Origin of the sequence: Lachnoclostridium sp. An118 (assembly GCF_002160985.1) — a bacterium.
GTDB lineage: Bacteria > Bacillota > Clostridia > Lachnospirales > Lachnospiraceae > Claveliimonas > Claveliimonas stercoravium.
This window is the reverse complement of the sequence record NZ_NFLQ01000003.1, coordinates 84630-108662: the sequence shown is the minus strand read 5'-3', so window position 1 is coordinate 108662 and position 24033 is coordinate 84630. Positions and strand designations below refer to the sequence as shown.

At 49.6% G+C, this 24033-nt stretch carries 26 protein-coding genes; 20 read left to right on the top strand and 6 right to left on the bottom strand.

Annotation, left to right across the window (positions count from 1 at the left end; translation table 11 throughout):
- Positions 1-83: 83 nt before the first annotated feature.
- The 6 genes from B5E62_RS03525 (at position 84) to B5E62_RS03500 (ending at position 4057) form a co-directional block, all read left to right on the top strand.
- Positions 84-389 (top strand): hypothetical protein, encoded by a 306-nt coding sequence (locus B5E62_RS03525; RefSeq protein ID WP_002576333.1) that lies wholly within the window; start codon positions 84-86, stop codon positions 387-389.
- Complete coding sequence (locus tag B5E62_RS03520; RefSeq protein WP_002576332.1) at positions 386-697, top strand: CD1845 family protein; 312 nt, start codon at positions 386-388, stop codon at positions 695-697. The genes B5E62_RS03525 and B5E62_RS03520 overlap by 4 nt, the downstream gene beginning before the upstream one ends.
- Before the next feature lie 103 nt (positions 698-800).
- Positions 801-1394 (top strand): type IV toxin-antitoxin system AbiEi family antitoxin domain-containing protein, encoded by a 594-nt coding sequence (locus tag B5E62_RS03515; RefSeq protein ID WP_002576331.1) that lies wholly within the window; start codon positions 801-803, stop codon positions 1392-1394.
- Complete coding sequence (locus B5E62_RS03510; protein ID WP_002576330.1) at positions 1391-2239, top strand: nucleotidyl transferase AbiEii/AbiGii toxin family protein; 849 nt, start codon at positions 1391-1393, stop codon at positions 2237-2239. The genes B5E62_RS03515 and B5E62_RS03510 overlap by 4 nt, the downstream gene beginning before the upstream one ends.
- On the top strand, positions 2236-2586 hold the full coding sequence (locus B5E62_RS03505) for a hypothetical protein (protein ID WP_002576329.1): 351 nt from the start codon (positions 2236-2238) through the stop codon (positions 2584-2586). The genes B5E62_RS03510 and B5E62_RS03505 overlap by 4 nt, the downstream gene beginning before the upstream one ends.
- A 58-nt stretch (positions 2587-2644) precedes the next feature.
- Positions 2645-4057, top strand: coding sequence for a relaxase/mobilization nuclease domain-containing protein (locus B5E62_RS03500; RefSeq protein ID WP_002576328.1), 1413 nt, complete (start codon positions 2645-2647; stop codon positions 4055-4057).
- 189 nt (positions 4058-4246) lie between these two features.
- On the opposite strand, the gene B5E62_RS03490 is transcribed toward B5E62_RS03500, so the two are convergent.
- The 5 genes from B5E62_RS03490 to B5E62_RS16715 form a co-directional block, all read right to left on the bottom strand.
- Positions 4247-4603, bottom strand: a complete 357-nt coding sequence (locus B5E62_RS03490) for a helix-turn-helix domain-containing protein (RefSeq protein WP_016147209.1) — start codon at positions 4601-4603, stop codon at positions 4247-4249.
- A gap of 187 nt (positions 4604-4790) precedes the next feature.
- A complete protein-coding gene (locus B5E62_RS03485) occupies positions 4791-5981 on the bottom strand; it encodes an AI-2E family transporter (RefSeq protein WP_002587438.1) in 1191 nt (396 codons plus the stop codon).
- Between the two features lie 12 nt (positions 5982-5993).
- Positions 5994-7529, bottom strand: coding sequence for a cardiolipin synthase (cls, locus tag B5E62_RS03480; RefSeq protein ID WP_002587439.1), 1536 nt, complete (start codon positions 7527-7529; stop codon positions 5994-5996).
- Positions 7530-7556: 27 nt separating this feature from the next.
- Positions 7557-8537: an alpha/beta hydrolase gene (locus tag B5E62_RS03475; protein ID WP_002587440.1), complete on the bottom strand. Its 981-nt coding sequence runs from the start codon at positions 8535-8537 to the stop codon at positions 7557-7559.
- Between the two features lie 195 nt (positions 8538-8732).
- Positions 8733-9089, bottom strand: coding sequence for a helix-turn-helix transcriptional regulator (locus tag B5E62_RS16715; RefSeq protein ID WP_002587442.1), 357 nt, complete (start codon positions 9087-9089; stop codon positions 8733-8735).
- A 229-nt stretch (positions 9090-9318) separates the two neighbouring features.
- Between B5E62_RS16715 and B5E62_RS03460 the strand changes: the two genes are divergently transcribed.
- From B5E62_RS03460 to B5E62_RS03420, 7 genes are all read left to right on the top strand, one after another.
- The gene (locus B5E62_RS03460; RefSeq protein ID WP_016147207.1) at positions 9319-9936 is read left to right on the top strand and encodes a TetR/AcrR family transcriptional regulator; all 618 of its coding nucleotides are present in this window, start codon (positions 9319-9321) and stop codon (positions 9934-9936) included.
- A complete protein-coding gene (locus B5E62_RS03455) occupies positions 9933-10424 on the top strand; it encodes an ATP-binding cassette domain-containing protein (protein ID WP_242957701.1) in 492 nt (163 codons plus the stop codon). The genes B5E62_RS03460 and B5E62_RS03455 overlap by 4 nt, the downstream gene beginning before the upstream one ends.
- Positions 10425-10603: 179 nt before the next feature.
- Positions 10604-10777 carry a cysteine-rich KTR domain-containing protein gene (locus B5E62_RS03445; protein WP_073993866.1) on the top strand — a complete coding sequence of 58 codons (174 nt, stop codon included), beginning with the start codon at positions 10604-10606 and terminating at the stop codon, positions 10775-10777.
- Positions 10778-10858: 81 nt separating this feature from the next.
- Positions 10859-12223: a radical SAM protein gene (locus tag B5E62_RS03440; protein WP_002587447.1), complete on the top strand. Its 1365-nt coding sequence runs from the start codon at positions 10859-10861 to the stop codon at positions 12221-12223.
- The gene (locus tag B5E62_RS03435; protein ID WP_002587448.1) at positions 12223-13095 is read left to right on the top strand and encodes a DegV family protein; all 873 of its coding nucleotides are present in this window, start codon (positions 12223-12225) and stop codon (positions 13093-13095) included. Before B5E62_RS03440 ends, B5E62_RS03435 begins: the two co-directional genes overlap by 1 nt.
- Positions 13096-13222: 127 nt before the next feature.
- Positions 13223-13909 carry a winged helix-turn-helix domain-containing protein gene (locus B5E62_RS03430; RefSeq protein WP_016147206.1) on the top strand — a complete coding sequence of 229 codons (687 nt, stop codon included), beginning with the start codon at positions 13223-13225 and terminating at the stop codon, positions 13907-13909.
- A 464-nt stretch (positions 13910-14373) separates the two neighbouring features.
- The gene (locus B5E62_RS03420; RefSeq protein WP_016147205.1) at positions 14374-14787 is read left to right on the top strand and encodes a sigma factor-like helix-turn-helix DNA-binding protein; all 414 of its coding nucleotides are present in this window, start codon (positions 14374-14376) and stop codon (positions 14785-14787) included.
- 248 nt (positions 14788-15035) lie between these two features.
- Here the strand turns inward: B5E62_RS03420 and B5E62_RS16875 are convergent, their stop codons facing one another.
- A complete protein-coding gene (locus B5E62_RS16875) occupies positions 15036-15263 on the bottom strand; it encodes a hypothetical protein (RefSeq protein WP_162610247.1) in 228 nt (75 codons plus the stop codon).
- 97 nt (positions 15264-15360) lie between these two features.
- Here B5E62_RS16875 and B5E62_RS03415 point away from each other — a divergent pair, with 97 nt between their 5' ends.
- The 7 genes from B5E62_RS03415 (at position 15361) to B5E62_RS03385 (ending at position 23822) form a co-directional block, all read left to right on the top strand.
- Positions 15361-15591 (top strand): hypothetical protein, encoded by a 231-nt coding sequence (locus B5E62_RS03415; protein WP_016147204.1) that lies wholly within the window; start codon positions 15361-15363, stop codon positions 15589-15591.
- Positions 15592-15674: 83 nt separating this feature from the next.
- Positions 15675-16889, top strand: a complete 1215-nt coding sequence (locus B5E62_RS03410) for a tyrosine-type recombinase/integrase (RefSeq protein WP_016147203.1) — start codon at positions 15675-15677, stop codon at positions 16887-16889.
- Positions 16890-17045: 156 nt separating this feature from the next.
- Positions 17046-18257, top strand: coding sequence for a tyrosine-type recombinase/integrase (locus B5E62_RS03405; protein WP_016147202.1), 1212 nt, complete (start codon positions 17046-17048; stop codon positions 18255-18257).
- Positions 18258-18620: 363 nt separating this feature from the next.
- On the top strand, positions 18621-19895 hold the full coding sequence (locus B5E62_RS03400) for a WYL domain-containing transcriptional regulator (RefSeq protein ID WP_242957700.1): 1275 nt from the start codon (positions 18621-18623) through the stop codon (positions 19893-19895).
- Positions 19885-20805 carry a WYL domain-containing protein gene (locus B5E62_RS03395; protein WP_087173334.1) on the top strand — a complete coding sequence of 307 codons (921 nt, stop codon included), beginning with the start codon at positions 19885-19887 and terminating at the stop codon, positions 20803-20805. Before B5E62_RS03400 ends, B5E62_RS03395 begins: the two co-directional genes overlap by 11 nt.
- A 209-nt stretch (positions 20806-21014) precedes the next feature.
- A complete protein-coding gene (locus B5E62_RS03390; protein WP_087173333.1) occupies positions 21015-22508 on the top strand; it encodes a DUF2828 family protein in 1494 nt (497 codons plus the stop codon).
- Positions 22509-22715: 207 nt separating this feature from the next.
- Positions 22716-23822, top strand: coding sequence for a PTS transporter subunit IIC (locus tag B5E62_RS03385; RefSeq protein ID WP_087173332.1), 1107 nt, complete (start codon positions 22716-22718; stop codon positions 23820-23822).
- Positions 23823-24033: the final 211 nt, after the last annotated feature.

The window sequence follows — 24033 nt, the reverse complement described above, 5'->3', positions numbered from 1 at the left end:
CTCCCTCTTTTTTTTCTTTGCCCGTATCGTTGCGTTTTGGTGGGGTGTGATTGATAATGGAGTCAGAAACGAGGTGATGGCTGATGTTGACGTTTGAAAACGTCTTGGAGATTTTTCATGAGTACCTGCTGCACGACCCGGAGGAAGAAGTTCTCCCTTGTAAACGCGGCTATGTCCGATTGACTTGGAACAAGGATTCCCGCTACTGTGTGGACGGTATCCTCTGCCGAATCCCGGAGGAACTGTTTGACCTGTTGCTCACGGATTACCAGGACTTTGAATTGCTCCGCCGGACGAAAGGCCGCCGGGAAGTTACAGAAGCCGATGAAAAAGCCGTGAAAGAACTGTGCCAGCCCTACCTGGACTGGCGGAAGGAGGCGCTGAAATGAGAGCGGTGCTGTTTATTTTGAAATTGGGGCTGAAAATCCTTGCCGTGCCGGTGGTGCTGGCGCTGACGCTGTTCACCTGGCTGTGCTTCTGGCTGCTGTATGTGTCCAGCTTCATCTTCGGCCTGGTCTCCACGGTGGTGGCGCTGCTGGGGATCGCGGTGCTTGTGACCTACTCGCCGCAAAACGGCGTAATCCTGCTGGTGATCGCCTTCCTGGTCAGCCCGCTGGGCCTGCCGATGGCCGCCGTCTGGCTGGTGGGCAAGGTACAGGACCTGCGGTATGCGATCCAGGACGCGGTGTATGGCTGAATAGGAAGCGAAGAATTGCCGGGAGTGAGTGCCCGGCAATTTTTTGACTTTACTTTCGTGCTAATTTTGCGTATAATATTAGCATGAAAGGAAGGTGAAGAACGTGAGCCAATTTCAACAGCTGGACCAGCTGATGGAACGTCAGGATGGGATGCTGCGCACCGGGCAGGTCCTCGCGGCCGGGATCTCAAAACCTGTTTTTTATCAATTCGTGCAGTCTCGTGGGCTGGAACAGGCGGCGCATGGGATTTATCTTTCCAAAGACGCCTGGGTGGACGCCATGTATCTGCTGCATCTTCGCTGTCCGCAGGCAGTTTTTTCCCATGAAACGGCGCTGTTTTTCCATGACCTGACCGACCGGGAGCCGCTGGCCTATTCCATTACGGTCAAGACGGGCTACAATCCGACCCGGCTCAAGGACGAGGGCGTTCAGGTCTTTACCATCAAGGCGGAGCTGCATGAGGTCGGCCTGACAACCGCGCAGACCCCCTTCGGTCACGATGTGCCGGTATATGATATGGAACGGACGATCTGCGATGTGCTGCGCAGCCGGAGCCATATCGAGATGCAGACATTCCAGGACGCTTTGAAAGCGTATGCTCGCCGGAAAGATAAGGACCTGCGGACGCTGGTGCGCTATGCCAAGCTGTTCCGGGTCGAGAAGATTTTACGCCAGTATTTGGAGGTACTGCTATGATAAAGACAGCCAGACAGCTGAAAGATTTGATCCGTAACCTGTCAAAGAAAAATGCTGCGGATGCGCAGGTTTTGATGCGCAACTATATGATGGAGCGTTTTCTTGAACGTATTTCTCTTTCCTCATACCGGGACAAGTTCATCCTCAAGGGTGGTATGCTGGTGGCCGCGATGGTCGGTCTGGACGCCCGCTCCACGATGGACCTGGACGCAACGGTCAAGGGGGCCAACGTCAGCGTGGAGGATGTGGAGAACATGATGGCCGAGATCATCGCCGTTCCCATTGACGACGGCGTTACCTTCCAGGTGAAAAGCATTTCGGAAATCATGGATGAAGCGGAATATCCCGGCATTCGGGTGACGATGACAACGCTCTTTGACGGGGTGCGCACCCCGCTGAAAATCGACATTTCTACCGGCGACGCCATCACCCCTAAAGAGGTGCGGTACAGCTTCAAGCTCATGCTGGAGGACCGTTCCATCGACGTTTGGGCCTATAACCTGGAGACCGTGCTGGCCGAAAAGCTGGAAACCATCATCACCCGGACCACGACCAACACCCGTATGAGAGATTTTTACGACATCGCCATCCTGCAACAACTCTATGGCAGCACTCTGGACCCGCACGTTCTCCATGACGCGCTTCTGGCGACAGCCCACAAGCGCGGCACCGAGCGCCATCTGGCCGAGGCCGCCGAAGTCTTTGATGAAGTGGAGGCCAGCCCGGTCATGCAGGACCTGTGGGTGGCCTATCAGAAAAAGTTTTCCTATGCGTCCGACCTTGGCTGGAATACGGTCATGGCTGCGGTCCGTCAGCTGTTCGCTCGTTGCGAGGGCACGGCATGAAAAAGCGTGGACACTACTGCAAGGTCTGTGGCGAGTATAAGGCAAACGAAAAGTTTTCCGGCAAGGGTCACGCCGCGCACATTTGTAAAACCTGCGCCGCCCTCCCGCCAGAAAAGCAGGCGGAAGAAATGGCACTTACCCGGCTGGTCAACCTTCCCTGGCGATTATCCAAAGAACAGCTTTCGTGGTTGAAGAAACGGATGAAAGACCGGCGGGATGCCGTGCGGACCTTGGCGACGGAACAATATGAAATGCGGTTCCCGCCCAGGATAGAACTGGATGAATTGGAAGATGACTTTGAGGAAGATTTCGATTTTTATATGGACGAGGAAACTGATATAGAGTAAACCGATGCGGTCTGTGATAAGCAGGCCGCTTATTTTTTGGAAAGGAGGCGGACCCCACATGGCCACCACCCGCATTATACCGCTGCACACCGGCAAGGGCCGCACGGTCGGCAAGGCGATCAGCGATATCATTGGTTATGTAAAAAATCCAGAAAAGACCGACCACGGCAGGCTCATCACCAGCTACCAGTGTGACAGCCGCGTGGCCGATGCGCAGTTCCTGCTGGACAAGCAGACCTACGCCGCCCGCACCGGCCGGGTGCGCGGTGCGGACGATGTGATTGCCTACCACCTGCGGCAGTCCTTTGTGCCGGGCGAGATCACGCCGGAGGAAGCCAACCGGTTGGGCGTAGAGCTGGCCCGGCGATTTACCAAGGACAAGCACGCTTTCATCGTCTGCACCCACATTGACAAGGCTCACGTCCACAACCATATTATATGGAACTCCACCACGCTGGAGTGTGACCGCAAGTTCCGCAACTTTTGGGGCAGCACCCGCGCCGTCCACCGTCTGAGCGATACCATCTGCGTTGAGAACGGTTACTCCATTGTGGAGGCTCCCAAGCGGCGCGGCCAGAGCTACAACAAGTGGCTGGGTGACGCGGCGAAGCCCTCCCACAAGGAGCAGCTGCGTCAGGCCATTGACCGGGCACTGGCGCAGAAACCGGCCAGCCTGGAGGAGCTGCTGCGCCTGTTGGAACAGGACGGCTTCACCGTTCACCGGCGCGGAAAAAACATCTCCATCGGCGCGGAGGGCTGGGGCAACAATGTCCGCTTTGACCGGCTGGGGGACGGCTACACGCTGGACGATCTGTTGGCGGTCCTCTCCGGCCAGAAAGAACATATGCCCCGCAAGCAAGCCGTCCCGCAGGCCGCTCCGCCGAAGGTCAATCTGCTGGTGGACATCCAGGCAAAACTCCAGGCCGGAAAAGGTGCCGGGTACGCCCGCTGGGCCAAGGTGTTCAACCTCAAGCAGATGGCACAGACCCTCAACTACCTGTCCGAACATGGGCTGCTGGATTATGCCGATTTGGAAACCAAAACAGCAGAGGCGACGGCCCGCTATAATGCGCTGTCCGATCAGATCAAGGCCGCTGAGAAGCGCATGGCCGAGATTGCCGTGCTGCGCACCCACATCGTCAACTACGCCAAGACCCGCGAGACCTATGTGGCCTACCGCAAGGCCGGGTATTCAAAGAAATTCCGGCAGGAGCATGAGGAGGAAATCTTGCTGCACCAGGCCGCCAAGGAAGCCTTCAACGAGCTGAATGTGAAGAAGCTGCCCACCATCAAGGAGCTTCAGACCGAGTACGCCCAGCTACTGGCGGACAAGAAAAAGGCTTACGGTGAGTACCGGCAGGCCCGCGCCACCATGCGGGAGCTGCTGACGGTCAAGAATAACGTGGATCGGGTCCTGGCGATGGAGCAGACCGAGCCGCAACAGAAAGAAAAAGACCACGGCCAGCGGTGAGCTGGTCGCAGTCAAAAGCGTTCACAAGAACGCGCAGCCACAGATTGAAAATCTGTGTTCCAAGGGGGCTTGGGGGACTTCCCTCAACAAGCGCGTGGGGCTATCTGGATAGCCACAGGCATCGCTTGCCGCTTTCTTTGCAGAAATGAAAAGAGCCAGAGAGGAAACCGTCAAATTTCACTCACTGGCTCAATTCGCTTCAATTTTCTTAGATAGTTCTGTTAATTCCTGCATGGTCTCCTGTGTATGGTGCAGCAGGGTTTCACGCATTTCTGACGGGCAACTGGAATAAAGCATTTTCATCTGGTTGGCTCCCTCATCTTCTGGAGAAACATCCGGATTTATTAGAGAGTCCAGAGAGATGTTCAAAACCTTGGCCAATGCTCTTAAAATCAAATAGGAAGGGTTCATCTGCCCTTTTTCAATGTTGGCAATTTGTTTTACAGAAACATGGCTCAGATCTGAAAGCTCCTGCTGTGTCAGGTCTTTTTTCTTTCGGGCCTCCCGCATTATTTGACCCAAAGCGGTTAAATCGTCAATCGGCATAATCATTCACCTCAATAACATTGTATCGTGCCGATTTGTTTTGAGGAATAACCTTATTATGCCCGCTAAAAGGTATGATAATGCCGATTTTGTAATATAAAAAACGAATAGGGCGCAAAGACCCTTGATATTTTTATATCATGAGTCCTTACACCCTACTATGAGTTTTTATCTTGAGATAATTTTTTTAGGATATATTCTGTTTATGTGAATTACCCATCTGCTCTTTTTCTTGTGTTTTCAGATGCGTTTCCCGCTTATCGGTTGCTTCTTTCAAAAGAGCGTAAGTGGCTGCTGCGGCAGGTACGCCAAGCAACATACCGATTGGTCCAGCCAGATTGCCACCTATTGTGATTGCCGCTAAAACCCACATGGCAGGAAGGTTGATTTTTGCGCCCACAACTTTCGGATAGATTGCATTTCCTTCGATCTGTTGCAAAGTAAGCAGGAAAATAATGAATACCAGTGCCTTAAAAGGATTGACTGTCAGAATCAAAAATGCACCCACAAGTGTAGCAATCCAGGCACCGACATAGGGAATCAGTGCTGTTACCCCAACAAGCGCACCGATCATCGGCGCATATGGTATTCTCAGAATTAACATACCGATTGCACACAGGCTGCCTAAAATTATTGCCTCAGTCGTTTGCCCTGCTACAAAAAGCTTGAAGTTTTTTTCACAGACAGCTGCCACATGAATGCCCCGCTCGGCAAAACATGCTGGAATCCATACACGGACAATTCGGGTGATCTGACTTTTTAATTTCTCCTTATTGGCCAAAATATAAATTGAGAACACAAGACCAATCGCAAAATCGACTGCCGTCGCAACCACGCTTCCAAATGCGGAAGCAGCAGTGTCCATAATGGTGGTTCCCAATTGATTCAACCATTCATTCAAATTGTCTTTCAGTTCAAGAAAATCAATATCAATTTGGGACAGCTGTTCTCCGAATGGGATTTTAGAATAGTCAGCCGTGCTTTCAAATGCCACCAGTTGATCCAGACCATTCGTCAAGGATGATATGACAATAGATACTGCATCGATCAATTCGGGAATAACAAGAAAAGCAACACCGACAAAGACCCCTATCACCAAAATAAATGAAAGCAGGATCGCAAGCGGGCGGCGCATTTTCGTTTTCCTAGATGTCGGATGTTTGGGGAACAGATGTCTTTCAATAACCCCCAACGGAACATTCAGAAACAACGCCAAAATCAATCCAATTAAAAGTGGGTTCAGCAGGTCTTTCAACCACATCACGGCATCAGCTACATGACTAATATGTCGGATGCCAAGATAAATCAAAATGCAGGCTGTAAACGTTCCGATAATCCACTTTGATAATTTTTTGTGTGTTTCAATATCTTCAAACATTCAAGACCCTCCTTACATTAGTGGTGCAAATAGCCGCAGTATATCCTGGAGCAGATGCACTACGATATTTGTTTTGCAATCCTTTTCTGTCACCTGTTGGCATATCTCCAGCGTTTGCAGAAAATCCTCCTTGACTTCCATAACAGCTTTGGCCTCATAGAGCAGAGCACCACATTCATAGTGCAGATATAAGCTGCGAAAATCCAAATTTGTTGTCCCGACTGTTGCAGTACGGTCATCGGACACAAAGGTTTTGGAGTGGATGAAACCATTGGTATATTCGTAGATTTTAACGCCTGATTTTATCAGCTCTCGGTAATACGAGCGTGTGGTCATGTGTACCCACCATTTATCCCAGCGGTGGGGTGTGATGATGCGTATATCTACACCACTTTTTGCCGCAAGACGCAAAGCGGAAAGCATACTATCATCGACAATCAGATATGGGGTGTTGATATACACGTACTTCTTTGCATTGTTTAAGATATGCAGGTAAACGTGTTCGCCCACATTTTCTTCATCCATTGGACTGTCAGCGTATGGCTGAACAAACCCCTTTGCAGTAACAGGGCACTCTTGTTCTTTCCATGGGTAGAAGATTTCGTAGTCCTCGTCTGTATGGGTACAAATTTCCCACGTCTGTAAAAAAATTAGTGTGAAACTCCATGCGGCTTTGCCTTTCAGCATGATCGCTGCATCTTTCCAGTGTCCGTGTTTCTCAATGGCGTTGATGTATTCATCTGCCAGATTGATACCTCCGGTAAAAGCCACCTTTCCATCAATGACCGCTATTTTTCGGTGATCTCTGTTATTTTGCTTTACGGTCAGAACAGGTCGGAAGGGATTGAATACGGCGCACTGGATACCGTGTTTTTTTAGCTGCTTTGCGTAGTCTTTCGGAAGAGTGAGAAAGCAACCCATATCGTCATAAATCAGTCGCACAGTTACGCCTTGCGTGGTTTTTCGCTTCAAAACTTCCAAGATGCTGTTCCACATAACGCCTTCCTGCACGATGAAATATTCCAGAAATATGTACTTCTCGGCTTTTTCAAGTTCCGCCAAAAGTGTTTCCAGCTTTCGTTCACCCGGTGTAAGGTAATGTGTTTCTGTATCTGCATATATTGGAAACCCCGTGTATTCCTGCAAGTAATGAATTTGAGGGTAATATTCAGGCAGTTGTTTTGTTGCGCTTTCATAGCAAATGCCGGGGAGTGCATAGAGTGGTTTTGCCTTTTGTTGTGTATGGAGGACACTTTTTGCAAAGCGCCATTTCGAGGATTGTGCATTAGACAAAAGATACATCAGTCCACCAAACAACGGGAAGGTTAGGATCAGGATCGCCCATGCAGTTTTGTAGGCGCCTTTGTCTTTCTGGGAAACGATATAAAGCACCGCAATGATACTGACGATTGTCAGTAGGCGACTGAAATTTCGGGAAAGCTGACTTCCCCCAAGTACAAGGCATATAAGAAAATATACCTGTAAAAGTAGCAGGAGTATCGTCAACATCCTTCTACGGAATAAGACACGGAGCCAACGCTGGCGCATAATGATTCCCCCCCTTCAAACTCAAATCTACGGATTCTTTTTCCGCTGTTCGCAAAATTCCCAAAACTCTTTTGCAATGCGCTCGTAGGTGCTTTTTCCTACGAGATAGCTCATACAGTGGTCAGCGCCCGGAACAATCAGCAGACGCTTTTCTGATGTACAGGCTTTATAGTTTTCGTATGTCATTTCAACTGGAACAAAGTGGTCATCTGTTCCGTGGACAAAAAGAACAGGAATTTGGCAGTGCTTCAACGCTTCTGTAGTTGAGGCAGCATCAGCATCCATTTGGATGCGCTTTTTGCACATCCTATCGGCACCTGTTTTATGCAGAGCATAAGGAATATGCAGATTGCTTTCGGAGACATGTTTCCAAATTGCATGGAGCGAAGTAAATGCACTGTCCGCTGCGATTCCAAATACATTATCCGGCAGTTCCAGTTCGGACGCCATTAGCACAGAGGTTGCACCCATGGATACCCCGGCAAGATAGATGGGAATGCTTTTTCCTGTTTTCTCGTTTATCCAATTTGTCCATGCCAGGCAATCGTAGCGTTCCAGCAAACCTAAACTCATATGGTCGCCGCCGCTATTATTTTGTCCCCGCTGCTCTGCGTAGAGTACAGAACAATGATTATTGCGCCAGAAATCTGCGATTAGACCAAAATCATGTGACCAGGAGGAACGCCACCCGTGCATGGCAACTATAGTTCTTTTCGGTTCTTCGCAGGGACACCAATGCCCAATCAATGAAATTCCGTCGTGAGCAGTGATTTCCACCACGTCACAGCCGCTTTTTTCGAGCTGACCAGCTGCCTTTTTTACAATTTCAGTGGTTTCTATCATTTCAGGTGAACCGGACACACGCATTTTTCCGTTGCTTCTGTCCTGCGGCGCAACCCGATCCATGGCGAGCTGCATCATCTTTTTGGTTAGAAGATGATGCCAAAGCACACAAATCGCACTACCGGCAGCACCTATTATCAATCCTTTTTTCAATGAATCCTTCATAGCACGTCCTTTCATAACGTGGGTATAACTTACTCTTTGTCATTGGCAGTTTTCTTACTTAATTTTCTGCGATATGCGTAATATAACAGAATCGACATTGAGGCTTTTTCATAACCAAACTTGCCGAAGCACTGGAACGCCGCATTGAGAATGGTCAATCTCTTTTCTTCGGTCAGGGCCAAAAATTTGTTCAATTCATTTCCTTCTTCTTACACAATAACCGTTTCGGTTATTCAGAGTATAGCACCAATAACCGAATCGGTCAAGTGTTAATGCAGCAAGTGTATTGATGCGCTTTTTGCAAGCGTCATCTGCGCTCATGTCTGGATAAAAGAACTGATCCACCGATATATCGAACATTGTCACCATCTGATAAAAAGTGTTCAAGCTCGGATGCTGACCGTCGTTTTCGTTATATATGATGGTGCGGGGATCACGGTCAATGATAAGGGCCAGTTGATCCTGTGTCATCCCGCTGGTTTCTCTTTTGCGCTTTATCTCGCACCCTATATCGTGGAAATCAAATTTGCGCTCATCGCGTTCAAATTTCATAGACATCACCCAATGTAATTTTATATTTCAGGTAGTAGTATTTGAACGAATTACATTTTCGTGCAACTGCTGACTTGAACACACCGGTACTTTCGAGACTAATCTTCGTTGGTCTAACAGTATAAAAAGAAAACTTTTGAATCATACTCCAAAATACTTGACCGTTTCGGTTATTGGTGCTATACTCTAAATAACCGAAACGGTTATTGTGTAAAAAGGAGGAAATGAATTGAACAAATTTTTGGCCCTGACCGAAGAAAAGAGATTGACCATTCTCAATGCGGCGTTCCAGTGCTTCGGCAAGTTTGGTTATGAAAAAGCCTCAATCAATGATATTGCGGTAGCCGCACACATTTCCAAAGCGTCTGTGTTTCAGTATTTCGGCAGTAAAAAGCAGCTCTACATTTACCTGCTGGAATACTGCAAGAAAATCATAGAGGGACTATTTGATAAGGAAGCCCTCGATTCCGAAACAGATTTGTTCGACAGGATTCTGGCATCCAGCCGCATGAAAATGGAGGGGCTCCAAAATCAGCCTTTTATCTTGCAGTTTATTACCAGTGCCTGGGAGGAAAATTCTCCCGAGGTGACGGATACGCTGGCGATCCTGACGGAGGAGACCGGCAGATTCCGAAACGATCTTGTTCTGCGGGAAGAGGATGCTTTGAAATTCAAAGACCCAGAGGATGCCCAGCCGGTCTTTCAGATGCTGCTTCTGATGGCCGAGGGCTATGCGGCCGGGTACCGGGGGGCGGCGGCTTTCGATTTTCAGGCTGTCATGGAGGATTTTGAGAAGAACATCGCAATTCTGCGGAAAAATTTTTATAAGGAGGAGTATTTGAAATGAGTGAACAAGCGATTGTCTTGAATGAATTGACCAAGCACTATGGGAAGCATCGAGGAATCAATAACCTCAGTTTCTCTGTCAACCAGGGAGAGTTTTTCGGCTTTATCGGCCCCAACGGTGCGGGTAAGTCCACCACGATCCGCACCCTAATGGGGCTGATCCGTCCCACCGGAGGCAGCGCATCTATCTTCGATTTGGACTGTCACTCCAAGGCCAGCGTCATCGCCAGGGATGTGGGCTATCTGCCCAGCGAGAACAGCTATTACGAAAACATGAAAGTCCGTGAACTTTTGCAGTACACCGCCGATCTGTACAACATGGACTGCAAGACAAAGATGAAGGAGCTTGCCGACAGGCTCAATCTGGATTTGTCCCGCAAGATAAATCTTATAAGGCCGCGGTACGCGCCGGTACGGTTTTCGTATTGGCCGCCTATGTGTTGGCCTTTACTGCCGAGTACACAGGGAATCGTTTCTTGGATTATCTGACCCCTCTGCGGTACTATGATGTGTATGAAGTAGCACTAAATGGCGTCTATCTTTCCTACATCGTCTTAACAGTACTCATTGTGGGCGCGTGTGTAATGGTTTCTACAAGGCGGTGGAAACTGCGTGAGTTGTAAATGTAATTGTCCATAGATATTCTATTATCTGATGAAAAACAAAGAATGAAAAAAAACGAATGGCTATTATGCCCCAACTGCAACAAAAAAACGAGAATTAAAATCTGTGATAATACAGTACTTGAAAATTTTCCGCTATACTGTCCGAAGTGCAAACGGGAAATAATAATCAGCGTAAAACAATTCAATACCACAGTTATCACAGAGCCAGACGCATAGACGCAGAGCCGATAACCCGTTAGCCTTGTGCTGCGGATTATCGGCTCTTTTTGCTTTTAAGATAGAAAAGGAGACAAAACCATGAGTAATTCTATTAAAGACAGCGCACAGGCTTTCGCCGTCAATCAAGTGCTGAAATATGTTGACAGCAATCCGCAGGAAGCATTCCCCAAGTTGTTAGATTGGGCGGATAAGTTCGATAAGGATAACCTCTATCTCACACAGCGCCAGCAAATCCGTAAGGTGATGGAGCAGCCTGACAGCAACTGGATGCGCCTGATCAACAGCCTTTGGACGGACATTGATTCTGAAGTCCGCAAAGTGTTCTTCCGCAATTTTATTGTCAATGCATCTCTCTTAGGCAGCCGCAAGCAGGTGGCTAATCGTGAAAAGTACGGCTGCAATATCCCCTGGGCAATCCTGATGGACCCCACTTCCGCCTGCAACCTTCATTGCACCGGCTGTTGGGCGGCAGAATACGGTAATAAGCTGAATCTGAGCTATGAGGAACTGGATGACATCATCAATCAGGCCAATGAACTGGGAACCTATATGTTCCTCTACACCGGCGGTGAACCTATGGTACGCAAGAACGATCTGCTCCGCCTGTGTGAAGCGCATCCTGACTGCGTATTCTCTGCCTTTACCAACGGTACCCTTATCGATGAGAAGTTTGCCGATGAGATGCTGCGGGTGAAGAACTTCTACCCGGCCATCAGCATTGAAGGCTTCGAGGAAGCTACTGATTTCCGCCGTGGCAAGGGTACTTATCAGGCTACTATGCGGGCGATGAAGATTCTGAAAGAAAAGAAGCTGCCTTTCGGCGTATCTGGGTGCTATACCAGCAAGAACATCGACTCCATCAGCTCGGATGAGTTCTTCGATCATCTGGTGGAGTGCGGTGCGAAGTTCGCATGGTTCTTCCACTATATGCCTGTGGGCAACGATTCCGCTGTGGAGCTGCTCCCGTCTCCTGACCAGCGTGAAAAGATGTATAACCGCATCTGCGAATACCGTAGCACAAAGCCTATTTTCACAATTGACTTTCAGAATGATGCGAAATTTGTAAACGGCTGTATTGCTGGTGGCCGCAACTATCTGCATATCAATGCCAATGGTGACATTGAGCCTTGCGCTTTTATCCATTACTCTGACTCCAACATCCGTGAAAAGACCCTGCTGGAAGCATATCAGTCTCCGCTGTTTATGGCCTATCACGACGGTCAGCCCTTTAATGATAATATGTTCCAGCCGTGTCCTATGCTGGAAAATCCTGAATGTCTGCGTAGCATGGTAAAGAAATCCGGTGCCCATTCTACCGAGTATCAGTCCCCGGAAAGTGTTGACCATCTGTGTGATAAGACTACACTTTATGCAGAAACCTGGAAGCCGAAGGCCGATGAGCTGTGGGCTGCTTGTCAGGGCTGTAGTGGGTGTAAGAAGTGATGGACGGCTATCAAATTTTCACAGATGCCACCTCAGATCTCGCACCGGAGTTAACCGCAGGTCTGCCATCTGTTGAAATGATTCCTATGAATGTTGAGATCGGCGGAACAGAATACTCATATGGTTCCCCGGAAGGAATCACAGCCAAGGAGTTCTACCGCTTGCAAAGAGCTGGGAATTTTGCAACGACCTCACAAATCAACCCAACGATTTATTTTAAGCATTTTGAACCCTGTCTGCGACAGGGAACCGATATTCTGTATCTCTGTTTTTCCTCTGGTCTGTCAGGTACATATCAGTCTGCGTTTTTAGCGGTTGAAGAACTACAGCAGGAATATCCGGAAAGAAGAATCATCTGCATTGATACGCTTGCTGCCGCAGTGGGTGAAGGGTTTTTAGTCAGAGAAGCTGCGAAAAAGCAGAGGGAAGGACTGTCTATTGATGAATTGGCTTCTTGGGTCATGGAACACCGATTAGAGGTATGTCATTGGTTTACGGTTGATACCTTTACCCATTTGAAACATGGCGGGCGGGTTTCAGGTGCCGCAGCCGCAATGGGAACGGCTTTGCAGATCAAACCGTTGCTTCATGTGGACAGCGAAGGAAAGCTGCAAGCAGTGGAAAAACCTCGTGGAAGAAAAAAGGCTGTTACCACTCAGATTGCCCGAATGGAACAGGGCTGGAAACCTGAACTTGGTAAATCGATTCTGATAGGTCATGCCGATGACCCTGAAGCAGCAGATATGCTGAAAGAAAGGTTGTTGGAACAATTCCCGGATTCTGAGATTTGTATTGCTTATATTGGCCCTATCATCGGAGCACACACCGGTCCCGGCGCACTGGCATTGATTTACTGGGGAAATAATCGATGACGGAGGATTTGTAGATACGCAAAAAAGCATTCTCCATCATAGAAAAATATAGTTTTGTTTAGAGCTGCCGGGTAACTTATGCTCGGCAGCTTTGAACTGTCTGCTAGAAGTAGTAGGAGGTGAACATATGGTTCCGCATGTATTGGGCGTAGGATACGCCTATAATGAATATGAGGTTACTGCTGGCCGATGGAAAGAATTTGAAATTGAATTTGACTATGCTGATAATATTAAACAAGCGGCCGCAATGCTGTCTTTTAAAGAATATATATGCGTAGCTATTTGCTCTGATGTGATTCCACAAGACGATTTGGATATCTTGAGACAAAAACGTGCGGTACCAATTATTGTTGTGCCACCTTCATATTCGGAGGAACAGCGGTATGCATGTGTCCATTTTGGTGCTGCTCAATATTTACATACCTATAATCATCCTATGGTAGAAATGTTTTCAGAGAAAAATAGTATGAGAAATTGTTTGAAAATACCAAAAGATAAAAGAAGACCGCTAACAATCATCACTGTGAAAGACTTGTCTTTCTGCTTAGAGTACAGGTCTGTAGAGATAGCTGGGGTATGCATTGATTTGACCGAAAAAGAGTTTGATATTCTTGCGCTGCTAATTATGAATCAACGGCAAGTCTATACTTATGAAATGATAATGGATTCTGTTTGGCATGATGATTTTTCGTTTTATTCACGCAATGCGATTTCAAGCCATATAAGTAATTTACGGAAAAAGTTAAAAAGTTCGGAAACTGCATCAGAACATATTAAAAGCATTCGAGGAATAGGCTACAAATTCGAAGTATAGGTATTTCTTGTGCAAATCTTGTATAAATCTAAAGTAAATCTTGCTTTCTGTTCTATACCATAGCTCTCAATAATGGCGAGCAGCTGTTAATTGAGTAATGGTTCAATGAAAACGCGGCTTGCTGAATAGCTGCCGCTTTATACTGCGTAGACAGAAAGGTTATTTACAGCGGCATATAGGAGGATGCCGCTTTGTTTGTTTTAACCTTTTACAGTTCTCATAATCTTCACTTGCTAAAAAAAGTGTAGCTTCCCCTCCGGGGCAGTTCGGCAACCTGTCGGTATTATCGTTCTGCGCAAACCGGAATAATAATGATCTTTTTTGTTGCGCCAGTTTCCTGGAATGGGAGACTGGCGCTTTTGCTTGTCGTTTTTTGCCGAATGTCCCCAAACGGCCTCGATGCCGTTCCCCGCCTCCATTCGATTCACCCGCTAATCACCCGTGAATCGAAATGGAGGTACATAATGAAGAAAGTCAATCTTCGGGATCTGTATCCCGATGTTTATAAAACCGATGCCTTTTTGGAAGTAACCGATGAAGTACAAGCGGTGTTTCAGTCTGACGAGCGAGCTGAAGCAGCCTATGAGCGAAAAATGTATCGCTATAAGGCGCAGTACTCCCTGGACTGTGAGAATGGAATTGAAAATGCGGTCCTGCGAAAGCTGGAGACGCCGGAGATGCTTCTGGAGGAAAAGCAGCTGCGCGAGCAGATTTACTCCGCCGTGATGGCTTTGCCGGAGAAACAGGCAAAAAGAATTTATGCTCGGTACTATCTGGGGATGAGCGTAAATGAGATTGCCGGAGCCGAAGGTGTAGATCCGAGCCGTGTCCGTGACAGCATCCGGCGTGGGCTGAAACAGTTGGCAAAAATTTTTTGATAAAGTTTCATTTGAAGCGCCTGTTTTTTGCCCCTTTTGTCAGTGTTAATAGAAGGACAAGTTTTCCCCTTCGATGGTACTTTGACAATTGAATAGACGGCATTTCTGGTACATAACCCATGTACGAGCGAATCAGGCGCGCCGCCAAGATGGACAGCCAAGGAGGTGATAAACAAGGCTGTTCCCAGCGATCAACGCCAGCCTGAGACCCGGAGGTGGCACTTCGAGCGCGAGGACTCCATGGGGGCTTAAAGATACTTGTTCACACCCGCCCACGGACTTGAGGCGGAACCCTGCGGCGCACGAGTAAAACGACGCTGCGGAGTTATGACATCCGCGCCAGCGGAGACCGGGAATGTCCCCATCGTCAGGGATGCGTGGCAAATGTGGCGAAAGCGAACTTCAAATTCAAGAGAGCTGCGTCCGGTTACCGTAAGCAACAACAGGTCATCATCCAGATGCAGTTTTCTTTTCAAAGTTAGATACCATGCACTGGCAGTTTCGGCTGCCAGTGCATTCATGTGATTTTGAAAGCACGATGACAACCTTGACGGAATGGAGGGAATATGATTTATGGAAAAACTGATTACACGAAAAGAAGCTGCCAGAATCCTGGGAATCAGCATTGCGACCTTGGATGCGGCCCGTAACAACGGCTTGATTTCTTATGTTCAGTATGTGCAGAACGGTTGTGTATATTTTACTGATATGGGCCTTCAGGAGTATATCGCAAAATGCACCCACCGGGCAAAACCGATGGAAAAGAATGCGACTTACCGCAAGACCCGGAACGCCGGAGCATGAGCCAATCCGTATCCTTGCTGGAACTGAAGATCTCTGATAAAACAAAGATACAGCGCTGGAGATTATTTTAGGAGGTGACGGAATTGGCAAAAAGGAAAATGATAATTCCTGAATATGGAACGGTTATAAAAAAAGGTGTCCTGTATTACAGAACAAGAATCAAAGATGCAGATGGAAAACTCGTTGCCCTTTATGCAAGAACGCCCGAAGAACTTTATAATAAGGAAACGATTGCGTTGGAGCAGATTGAGAACGCCACATTTCATCGAAAAACACCCACGGTTGCAGAGTATTGTGAGAAATGGCTGTTGATGCAGTCTGTTCATGTTCGTACCACGACTTTGACGGACTATACCTCAAAGGTACGGCGTCATATCATTGCGGAATTAGGTGATAAGCGGATGGGAGAGGTCAGCCTGGATGATATTCAGCTTGCACTTGTCTCTGTTTCAAAAAAATCTGCATCGGTATATAAGTCGGTCGTGATCCTGTATAAATCTATTTTCCGTGCAGCAAAGGAAAGCCGGATTATAGATAATAACCCGACGATCTATCTAACGACAAAGGGTGGCGGCGTTCCGCAGAAAGATAAAGCGGCGCTGACAGACGAGCAGGTCGAGCGCTTATTGGATGCGGTGGAAGGACTGCCAACCTATGTGTTTGTGATGCTTGGATTGTACGCAGGCTTGCGGCGGGAAGAAATCCTCGCCCTGAAATGGGATTCGGTCTATCTTGATGGAAACTTTCCTTATTTAACAGTGCGGAGAGCATGGCATACAGAAAACAACAGGCCGGTGATTCTGGAAGAATTAAAAACGAAGGCTGCCGAGCGAAATATTCCACTGCCGACCTGTTTGGCTGAGTGCCTGAAAGAGACAAAGGAAAATTCGACTTCGGAGTATGTGGTGCCGAACCGGGACGGCGATCCGCTGTCCTATACGCAGTTTAAGCGGCTGTGGCAGTATGTTGTCACCAGAACAGTCAAGGAACGGTCCTACTACCGATATGAGGATGGAAAGCGGGTAAAGCATACGGTCACACCTGTTCTTGGAGAAAAGGCGGCGCATAACGGTAATGTTGTTTACAGCCTGGACTTTGAAGTAACACCGCATCAGTTGCGACACACCTACATCACGAATCTGATTCATTCGTCGGTAGACCCCAAAACGGTGCAATACCTGGCAGGCCATGAAAGCAGCAAAATTACCATGGACATTTACGCAAAGGTCAAATACAACAGGCCGGATGAGCTGGTCAGAACGATGGGTAACGCATTTTCGCAATGGGATTCAGTGTGAGCATAAAATAACAAACGCGAAAACGAAGCAGGAGCGAGGCAAGGATGTCTCGCTCTTTGCTTTACATAGGCCGTATCTTTGATTAAGTCTGTACTTTCTGATAAAAAGAGAGTGTAGATACGGAAACTGCACGTTATCAGGAAAGGAAGGTCAAAGATGGCGAAAATGAAAACAGAGGTTCCGCAGTACGGAACCATTATGCAAAAAGGAATCCAGTATTACAGAACCCGGATCATGGACGCAGATGGCAAGCAGGTGAGTTTGTATGCTGCTACTTGCGAAGAATTATATGAGAAGCAATTAGAAGCGCGGCGACAGGTGGAGGAGATCATCTTTCGTCGGCAGCATCCGACAGTGGCCGAGTATTGTCAGAAGTGGCTGCTGATGCAGTCGGCAAAGGTATCTGCTTCTACATTGAGAGGATATACTGCTGACATGAAGAACTATATCATTAAGCCTTTGGGTGAGATGTATATGGAAGAAGTGACCGCAGATGATATTCGGCTGGCGCTTGTACCGCTGTCAAAAAAATCGGAGGGGTTATACAGCACAGTAAATATGCTTCTCAAGTGTATTTTCTACTCGGCAGAGCGCAGCCAGATACTTGAGCATAACCCCTGTGTAGGAATATCGGGAAAGGGCGGAAAGCCAGCGAAAAAGAGGGAGGCATTGACAGATCAGCAGGTAGAAGTGCTTCTGGATACGGTCAGGGAGCTTCCTCCCTACTTGTTCATTATGCTTGGGTTATATTCCGGTCTGCGCCGGGAAGAAATCCTTGCGCTGCAATGGGACTGTGTATTCCTGGACGAGTCTACTCCCTATATCTCGGTAAGGCGAGCATGGCGCACGGAACATAACAGACCCGTGATTTCCACTGTTCTAAAGACCAAGGCGGCTAAAAGGGATATTCCGATTCCCAAGTGCTTGGTGGACTGCCTGCGTGAAGCCAAAACAGCATCAAAGTCGGACTATGTGATTTCGGATAGCGAAGGACAGCCGTTAGCTGCATCGCAATTTCAAAGGGTATGGCAGTATGTAGTTGTTCGGTCTACCAAGCCGCGCAACTACTATAAGTATGTGAATGGGCAGAGCATCAAGTACACGGTTACACCAACGCTGGGCATGACACAGAGGAATCAACCCAAAATCAAATATACGCTGGATTTTGATGTGACCCCACACCAGCTCCGGCACACATACATCACGAACCTGCTTTATGCCGGAGTTGATCCCAAGACGGTTCAGTATCTTGCAGGACATGAAAACAGCAAAACAACTATGGACATCTATGCTAAGGTCAAGTATAATAAGCCAGAGGAGTTGTTCAGTGTAGTAAACGGTGCTTTTCATCAGAACGCTGCTGATTGAAAAACAGCCATTTTCCGTGGTTACCACATAGGATAACTGAACAGCGAAAAGTCCGGAAAAGCCCGAAATACCAAGGAAAAACGGCTCAAAAACGAGCGCAGTACGGTCTCAAGGCCGCTCGTCGCGCTCCCCAGTTCTCCAAACGTTAATCAAATCATATACGTACGATTACAAAGAGTTCTTATCCCGGAAGCTTCGGCTTCCGGGATTTTTCAAATAGATCTAAAATCATTTCATATATGCGCAGGCAGTTTTTGTGTTTTGGACATGTTTTATTCAGAAGTGTACTGTCGGTTGCCCGAGGATTTCATCCTGCTGCCAGAAGCGTCAGCGAGGAAAATGATGCCTGGGTGAGGCAGTATTATGTCTAATTGCGGAGGTGACCCCATGGCTTACAGCGAACTTATAAAAAACTTCAACCGCATCCGCGACTATATGCGGGAATTCTATGTCTACGGCTTCAAGAACAGGGATGAGTATACCCAGAAGAGCGCCCGTTCCTACGACGACGAGAGGCGCCGCCTGGAGAGCTGGCTCGGGGACTACATGCAGTTCCGCCAGACTCCGAAGGGAAAAAACGTTTTCATCTCTGTGGACAGCCGTATGTGCAGCCACAATCCCCTGTATAATGGCTGGAAGGCAAAGAGCTTTACCGACGGCGACATTACCCTCCACTTTATTATTTTTGATATCCTCTGTGACTCTGAGGTGAGCATGACGCTGGGGGAAATAATGGAGCGGATTGACGGATATCTCTCCGGGTTTCGCATGCCCAGGACATATGATGAGTCTACTGTGAGGAAAAAGCTGAAGGAGTATGTGAAAGAGGGGATCATAGAGGCGGAGAAAAAAGGGAGACAGCTGGTGTACAGGCGGGCCCGGACAGACTGTGTGCTGGATAAGGATACACTGGACTTTTTCTCTGAGGAAGCTCCCTGCGGCGTCATAGGGTCCTTCCTGCTTGACAAGCTGGATGAGAACGAGGACCATCTGGCGTTTAAGCATCACTATATCACCAGCGCGATGGACAGCGAGATCCTCTGCGAAATATTTGCAGCCATGGGAGAGAAGAGGCGCATTATCCTGGAGAACATGAACCGCCATACCGGGCGGGTCACGGATGATCATGTGGTACCTCTGCGGGTGATGGTCAGTGTACAGAACGGCAGACAGTACCTGATGGCCTATTCCATTCCATTCAGGAGGATCACCTCTTTCCGTATCGATCACCTGATTTCCGTAAAGCCGGATAAGGTTGAGGAGCACTTTGAGGAAATGTGGGCGGAGCTGGAGAGGATGCTCCCGCATATGTGGGGCGTCAGCACACAGGGCCGGCCCGGCCGGCCCATGGAGCATGTGGAGTTTACGATCCGGTACGGGGACAATGAGCCGCATATTCCCAGGCGTCTGGAGCGGGAAAAACGGATTGGCAGGGTGGAGCATCTGGACAGAAATACAAGCCGCTTTACCGCGGATGTATATGACGCCAGTGAAATGGTCCCCTGGATCCGCACATTTATCTGCCGGATCGTCAGCATCCACATTTCTGACCGGGAGCTGGAGGAGCAGTTCAGGGATGATATCAGGGCTATGTATGAGCTCTATGGACTGGAAGGCGGTGAGACAAATGATATTTAGTGAACTGTACAGCGCCTACTACAATACGGTGGCGGCTGTGCTAGCAGCGGCTGTCAGCCATCCCCTCACGGACAGTGAGCTGCGGAGGATTGTCGGTAAGAACGCGTTCGGGGAGAGCGCCCTGCATATCCTCCCGGCGCTGAAAGAGGAGAGATGGCAGCTCATAAGAACGGACGGGACAACTCCTATACGGAGGAGGCCGGATATGCCGCTGACGATGCTGCAGCGACGGTGGCTGAAATCGATCGCCATGGATCCCCGCATCCGTCTGTTCGGTGATCTTACCTTCGACTTCCCGGAGGCGGCGCCTCTCTTCCGGCCGGAGGACATCCTTGTCTTTGACAAGTACAGCGATGGCGATCCCTATGAGGATGAGACCTACATAGCGAATTTCCGCCTGGTCCTGGACGCGGTCAGAAAAAAATATCCGCTGCACATAGAGATGGCCAGCGGAAAGGGGGAGCTCCTGGCGGTGAGGATCCTGCCGGAGCGCCTGGAATACTCGGAGAAGGACGACAAATTCCGGCTGACCGGGAAGGAGGGGCATTATGCAAGTACCATCAACCTGGGAAGGATCATCAGCTGCCGGCCCTCAGAGGAGCCCGGAAAATACCGTCGGGAGCCCGGACCGGCCGGACAGAGGGGAAGGCAGAAGAGAGTAGTGTTCGAGCTGGTGGATGAGCGGAACGCCCTGGAGCGGGCCCTGATGCATTTTGCGCATTTCCGGAAGCAGGCGGAGAGAACAGCGGATGACAGATATCGGGTCACCGTGTACTATGACAGAGAGGATGAGACAGAGATGGTGATCCGGGTGCTGTCCTTTGGCCCTATGGTCAGGGTGACGGAGCCTCGGCGATTTGTGGGGCTGATAAAACAGAGGCTGGCAGATCAGAAGAGCTGTGGACTTTGAGGTTCGCAGCTTTTTTTCCGTGATAAACGGATAGAAGGGAAGTACAATGGCATTGTAAACAAAAGATCCCACAAAAAGGCACCCACAGCAAAGGGATGTGGAAATTTCGGATCAAGCTGAAAAGGGTGATAAAGATTACCCAATGCGGGGCAGCGCCCCAGTTTACATGGTGCCTTGTCTAAAAGAATGAAAGGAAGAGGAGAGAAGCCATGCTGGAGTATATCAGGCGGGAAGCCAACAGGACTGAGACTGAAAACGGCGGGGCCGCATACGCCACAAGCGGTTCTGACTGCCTGGACCTTTTTGCGTCCATCGGCGCGCTCAGGCGGGAGAGTGATGAGGAGATCACAGCCCGATTCCTGCGCGCGTATACCGAAAATGCGGATACGGCGATGAAAATTCTCTTCTTTGCCAGGGATATCAGAGGGGGCCTGGGCGAGCGGCAGGTCTTTCGAACGATCTTTTCATGGCTTGCCCAAAATGAGCCGGGTTCCGTGAAAAAGAATATCCAATATGTGGCAGAGTACGGCCGCTTTGACGACCTGCTTGCACTGATGGACACATCCTGTGAACCGGAAATGCTTGCCCTTCTCAAAAGGCAGTTCGACGAGGACATGAGACGTCTCGCTGCTGGTGAACATGTCTCTCTGCTTGGGAAATGGCTCCCTTCTGTAAACGCGTCCAACAGGCAGACGATCCGCAATGCCAAAAAGGTGGCCAGGGCCTTTGGCATGAGCGAGGTGTCATACCGGAAGGCGGTCTCGGCCCTGCGCAGGCGGATACATATCATCGAGAATGATCTCCGGGAGCGGGAGTATACCTTTGACTATGAAAAACAGCCCTCCAGAGCGCTGTTCAAATACAGACAGGCGTTCATCAGGAACGACGGGGAGAGATACGGCGCGTTTCTCTCGAAAGCAGCTTCCGGCAAGTCCAGGATGCATGCGGACAACGTGTCTCCCTACGAGCTGGTGGAGCCGTTCCTTTCCTGGGAGAACCGGCGCCCCGGCCGGGAGTCCTTTCTCAGAGAGCTTTCGCCGGAGGAGAAGGCCGCACTGAACGCCACCTGGGAGGCGATGCCTGACTTTGGTGGGAAGGACAATGCCCTTGCAGTCATTGACACCTCCGGCTCCATGTATTTTGCCGGCAAGCCCCTGCCAGCGGCAGTGGCCCTGTCCCTTGGCCTGTATTTTGCGGAACACAACAGGGGCGTGTTCAGAAATCATTTCATCGAGTTTTCTGACACGCCGCAGCTGATCGAGGTCAAGGGGGAAACCTTTGTGGACCGGCTCCGCTATGTCGCGAGCTTTAGCCAGGTGGCCAGCACAGATCTGGAGGCGGTATTTGACCTGCTCCTGGAGACGGCAGTGAAATATCACGTCAGCCAGGCAGACCTGCCGGCAAAGCTGATCATCATCTCGGATATGGAATTTAACTTCTGTGTCAGCAACGCCTCGGAGACAAACTTTGAACATGCCAGAAAAAACTATGAAGCGCACGGCTACAGGCTTCCGGAGATCGTTTTCTGGAATGTTGCCAGCAGAAACCGCCATCAGCCTGTTACCATGAATGAACAGGGGGCTGCGCTGATTTCCGGGGTGACGCCCAGGCTTTTCGCCATGGTCGCGGATGGGAGTCTTTCTCCCTATACATGTATGATGGAGGTGCTGGAAAGCGGGCGCTATGCGAAAATAGTGGCATAGCGCCCGTCAGGGCAGGATCCGGCCGTGTCTGGGAGGGAATGAGACTATGCTAAGGCAGAGGACGCTCTGCCCTGGAGAGATAAAAAGTAAAGCTCCATGGCAGGAAAGGATTGACAAGCCTTCCATATAGCAGTATAGTAAAGTACACATGTGTCAAGACACATGTGTACTTTACTATATATTAAGGAATGGGAGTTTGGTTTTGCTATGGAAAATGTAAAAGCCTTTCTGAAACGGAAAAATATCGTCATCTCTGCCAGGCGTTACGGCATAGACGCCCTGGGCGCCATGGCCCAGGGACTGTTCTGCTCTCTGCTCATCGGCACGATCCTGAATACCATCGGAAGTCAGTTCCATGTCGGCTTTCTCACGGCCCAGCTCATCACCATCAACGGTGTGGGCTATACCATCGGAGGCATGGCCTCCTTTATGAGCGGAGCTGCCATGGCCGTGGCCATCGGTTATGCCCTGCAGGCGCCGCCGCTGGTACTGTTTTCACTGGCGACAGTAGGCTATGCCTGCAATGCTCTTGGACAGGCCGGAGGGCCGCTGGCGGTCCTCTTTGTGGCTATCATCGCTGCCGAGGTGGGAAAAGCGGTCAGCAAGGAGACGAAGATCGACATTCTGGTGACGCCCATTGTCACCACCTTGGTGGGCATCGGCTCCGCCTGGGTCATCGCGCCGCCTATCGGCCTTGCGGCCAGCGCCTTTGGCCAGCTCATCATGCAGGCCACGGAACTGCAGCCCTTCCTGATGGGCGTTGTAGTGTCCGTGCTGGTGGGAGTGGCGCTGACGCTGCCCATCTCCTCCGCGGCTATCTGCTCTGTCCTTGGACTGACAGGTCTTGCGGGAGGAGCTGCAGTGGCGGGCTGCTGTGCCCAGATGGTGGGCTTTGCGGTCATGAGCTTCAAGGAGAACGGCCTGGGCGGCCTGGTGAGCCAGGGGCTTGGCACCTCCATGCTGCAGATGCCCAATATTGTCAGAAATCCCCGCATCTGGATCGCCCCCACAGTGGCATCGGCTATAACCGGCCCCATCGCCACCTGCGTCTTCCGGCTGCAGATGAACGGCGATGCCATCAACTCCGGCATGGGAACCTGCGGACTGTGCGGCCAGCTGGGCGTCTGGACCGGCTGGATCGCCCCCAGCGAGACGGCTCTCGCAAACGGGGCTGCGGCCATGTCCCCCTCCGCCTTCGACTGGATAGGGCTCATCCTGATCTCCTTTGTGCTCCCCGCCATACTGGCCCCTGCCATCAATCAGGTATGCCGCCGGCTGGGGTGGGTGAAGGACGGAGACCTGGCCTTGCAGTAAAACGGGCAGCCATTGAAAAGTGATCGAACATAGAGATTGAAAACGGCGCTTTCACCTGAGGTGAGAGGCCGTTTTTTTGAAAATATTGACACGCCCCGGTGAAAGAGAGTATAGTTATCTGTAGGACATAGCAATGGTGCTTCAGCTTTGAGTGAAGTGCCTGTTTTTTTATTATGCGGTAAGAGCCCTTTGTCTCTTGCCGCCTGGAGGT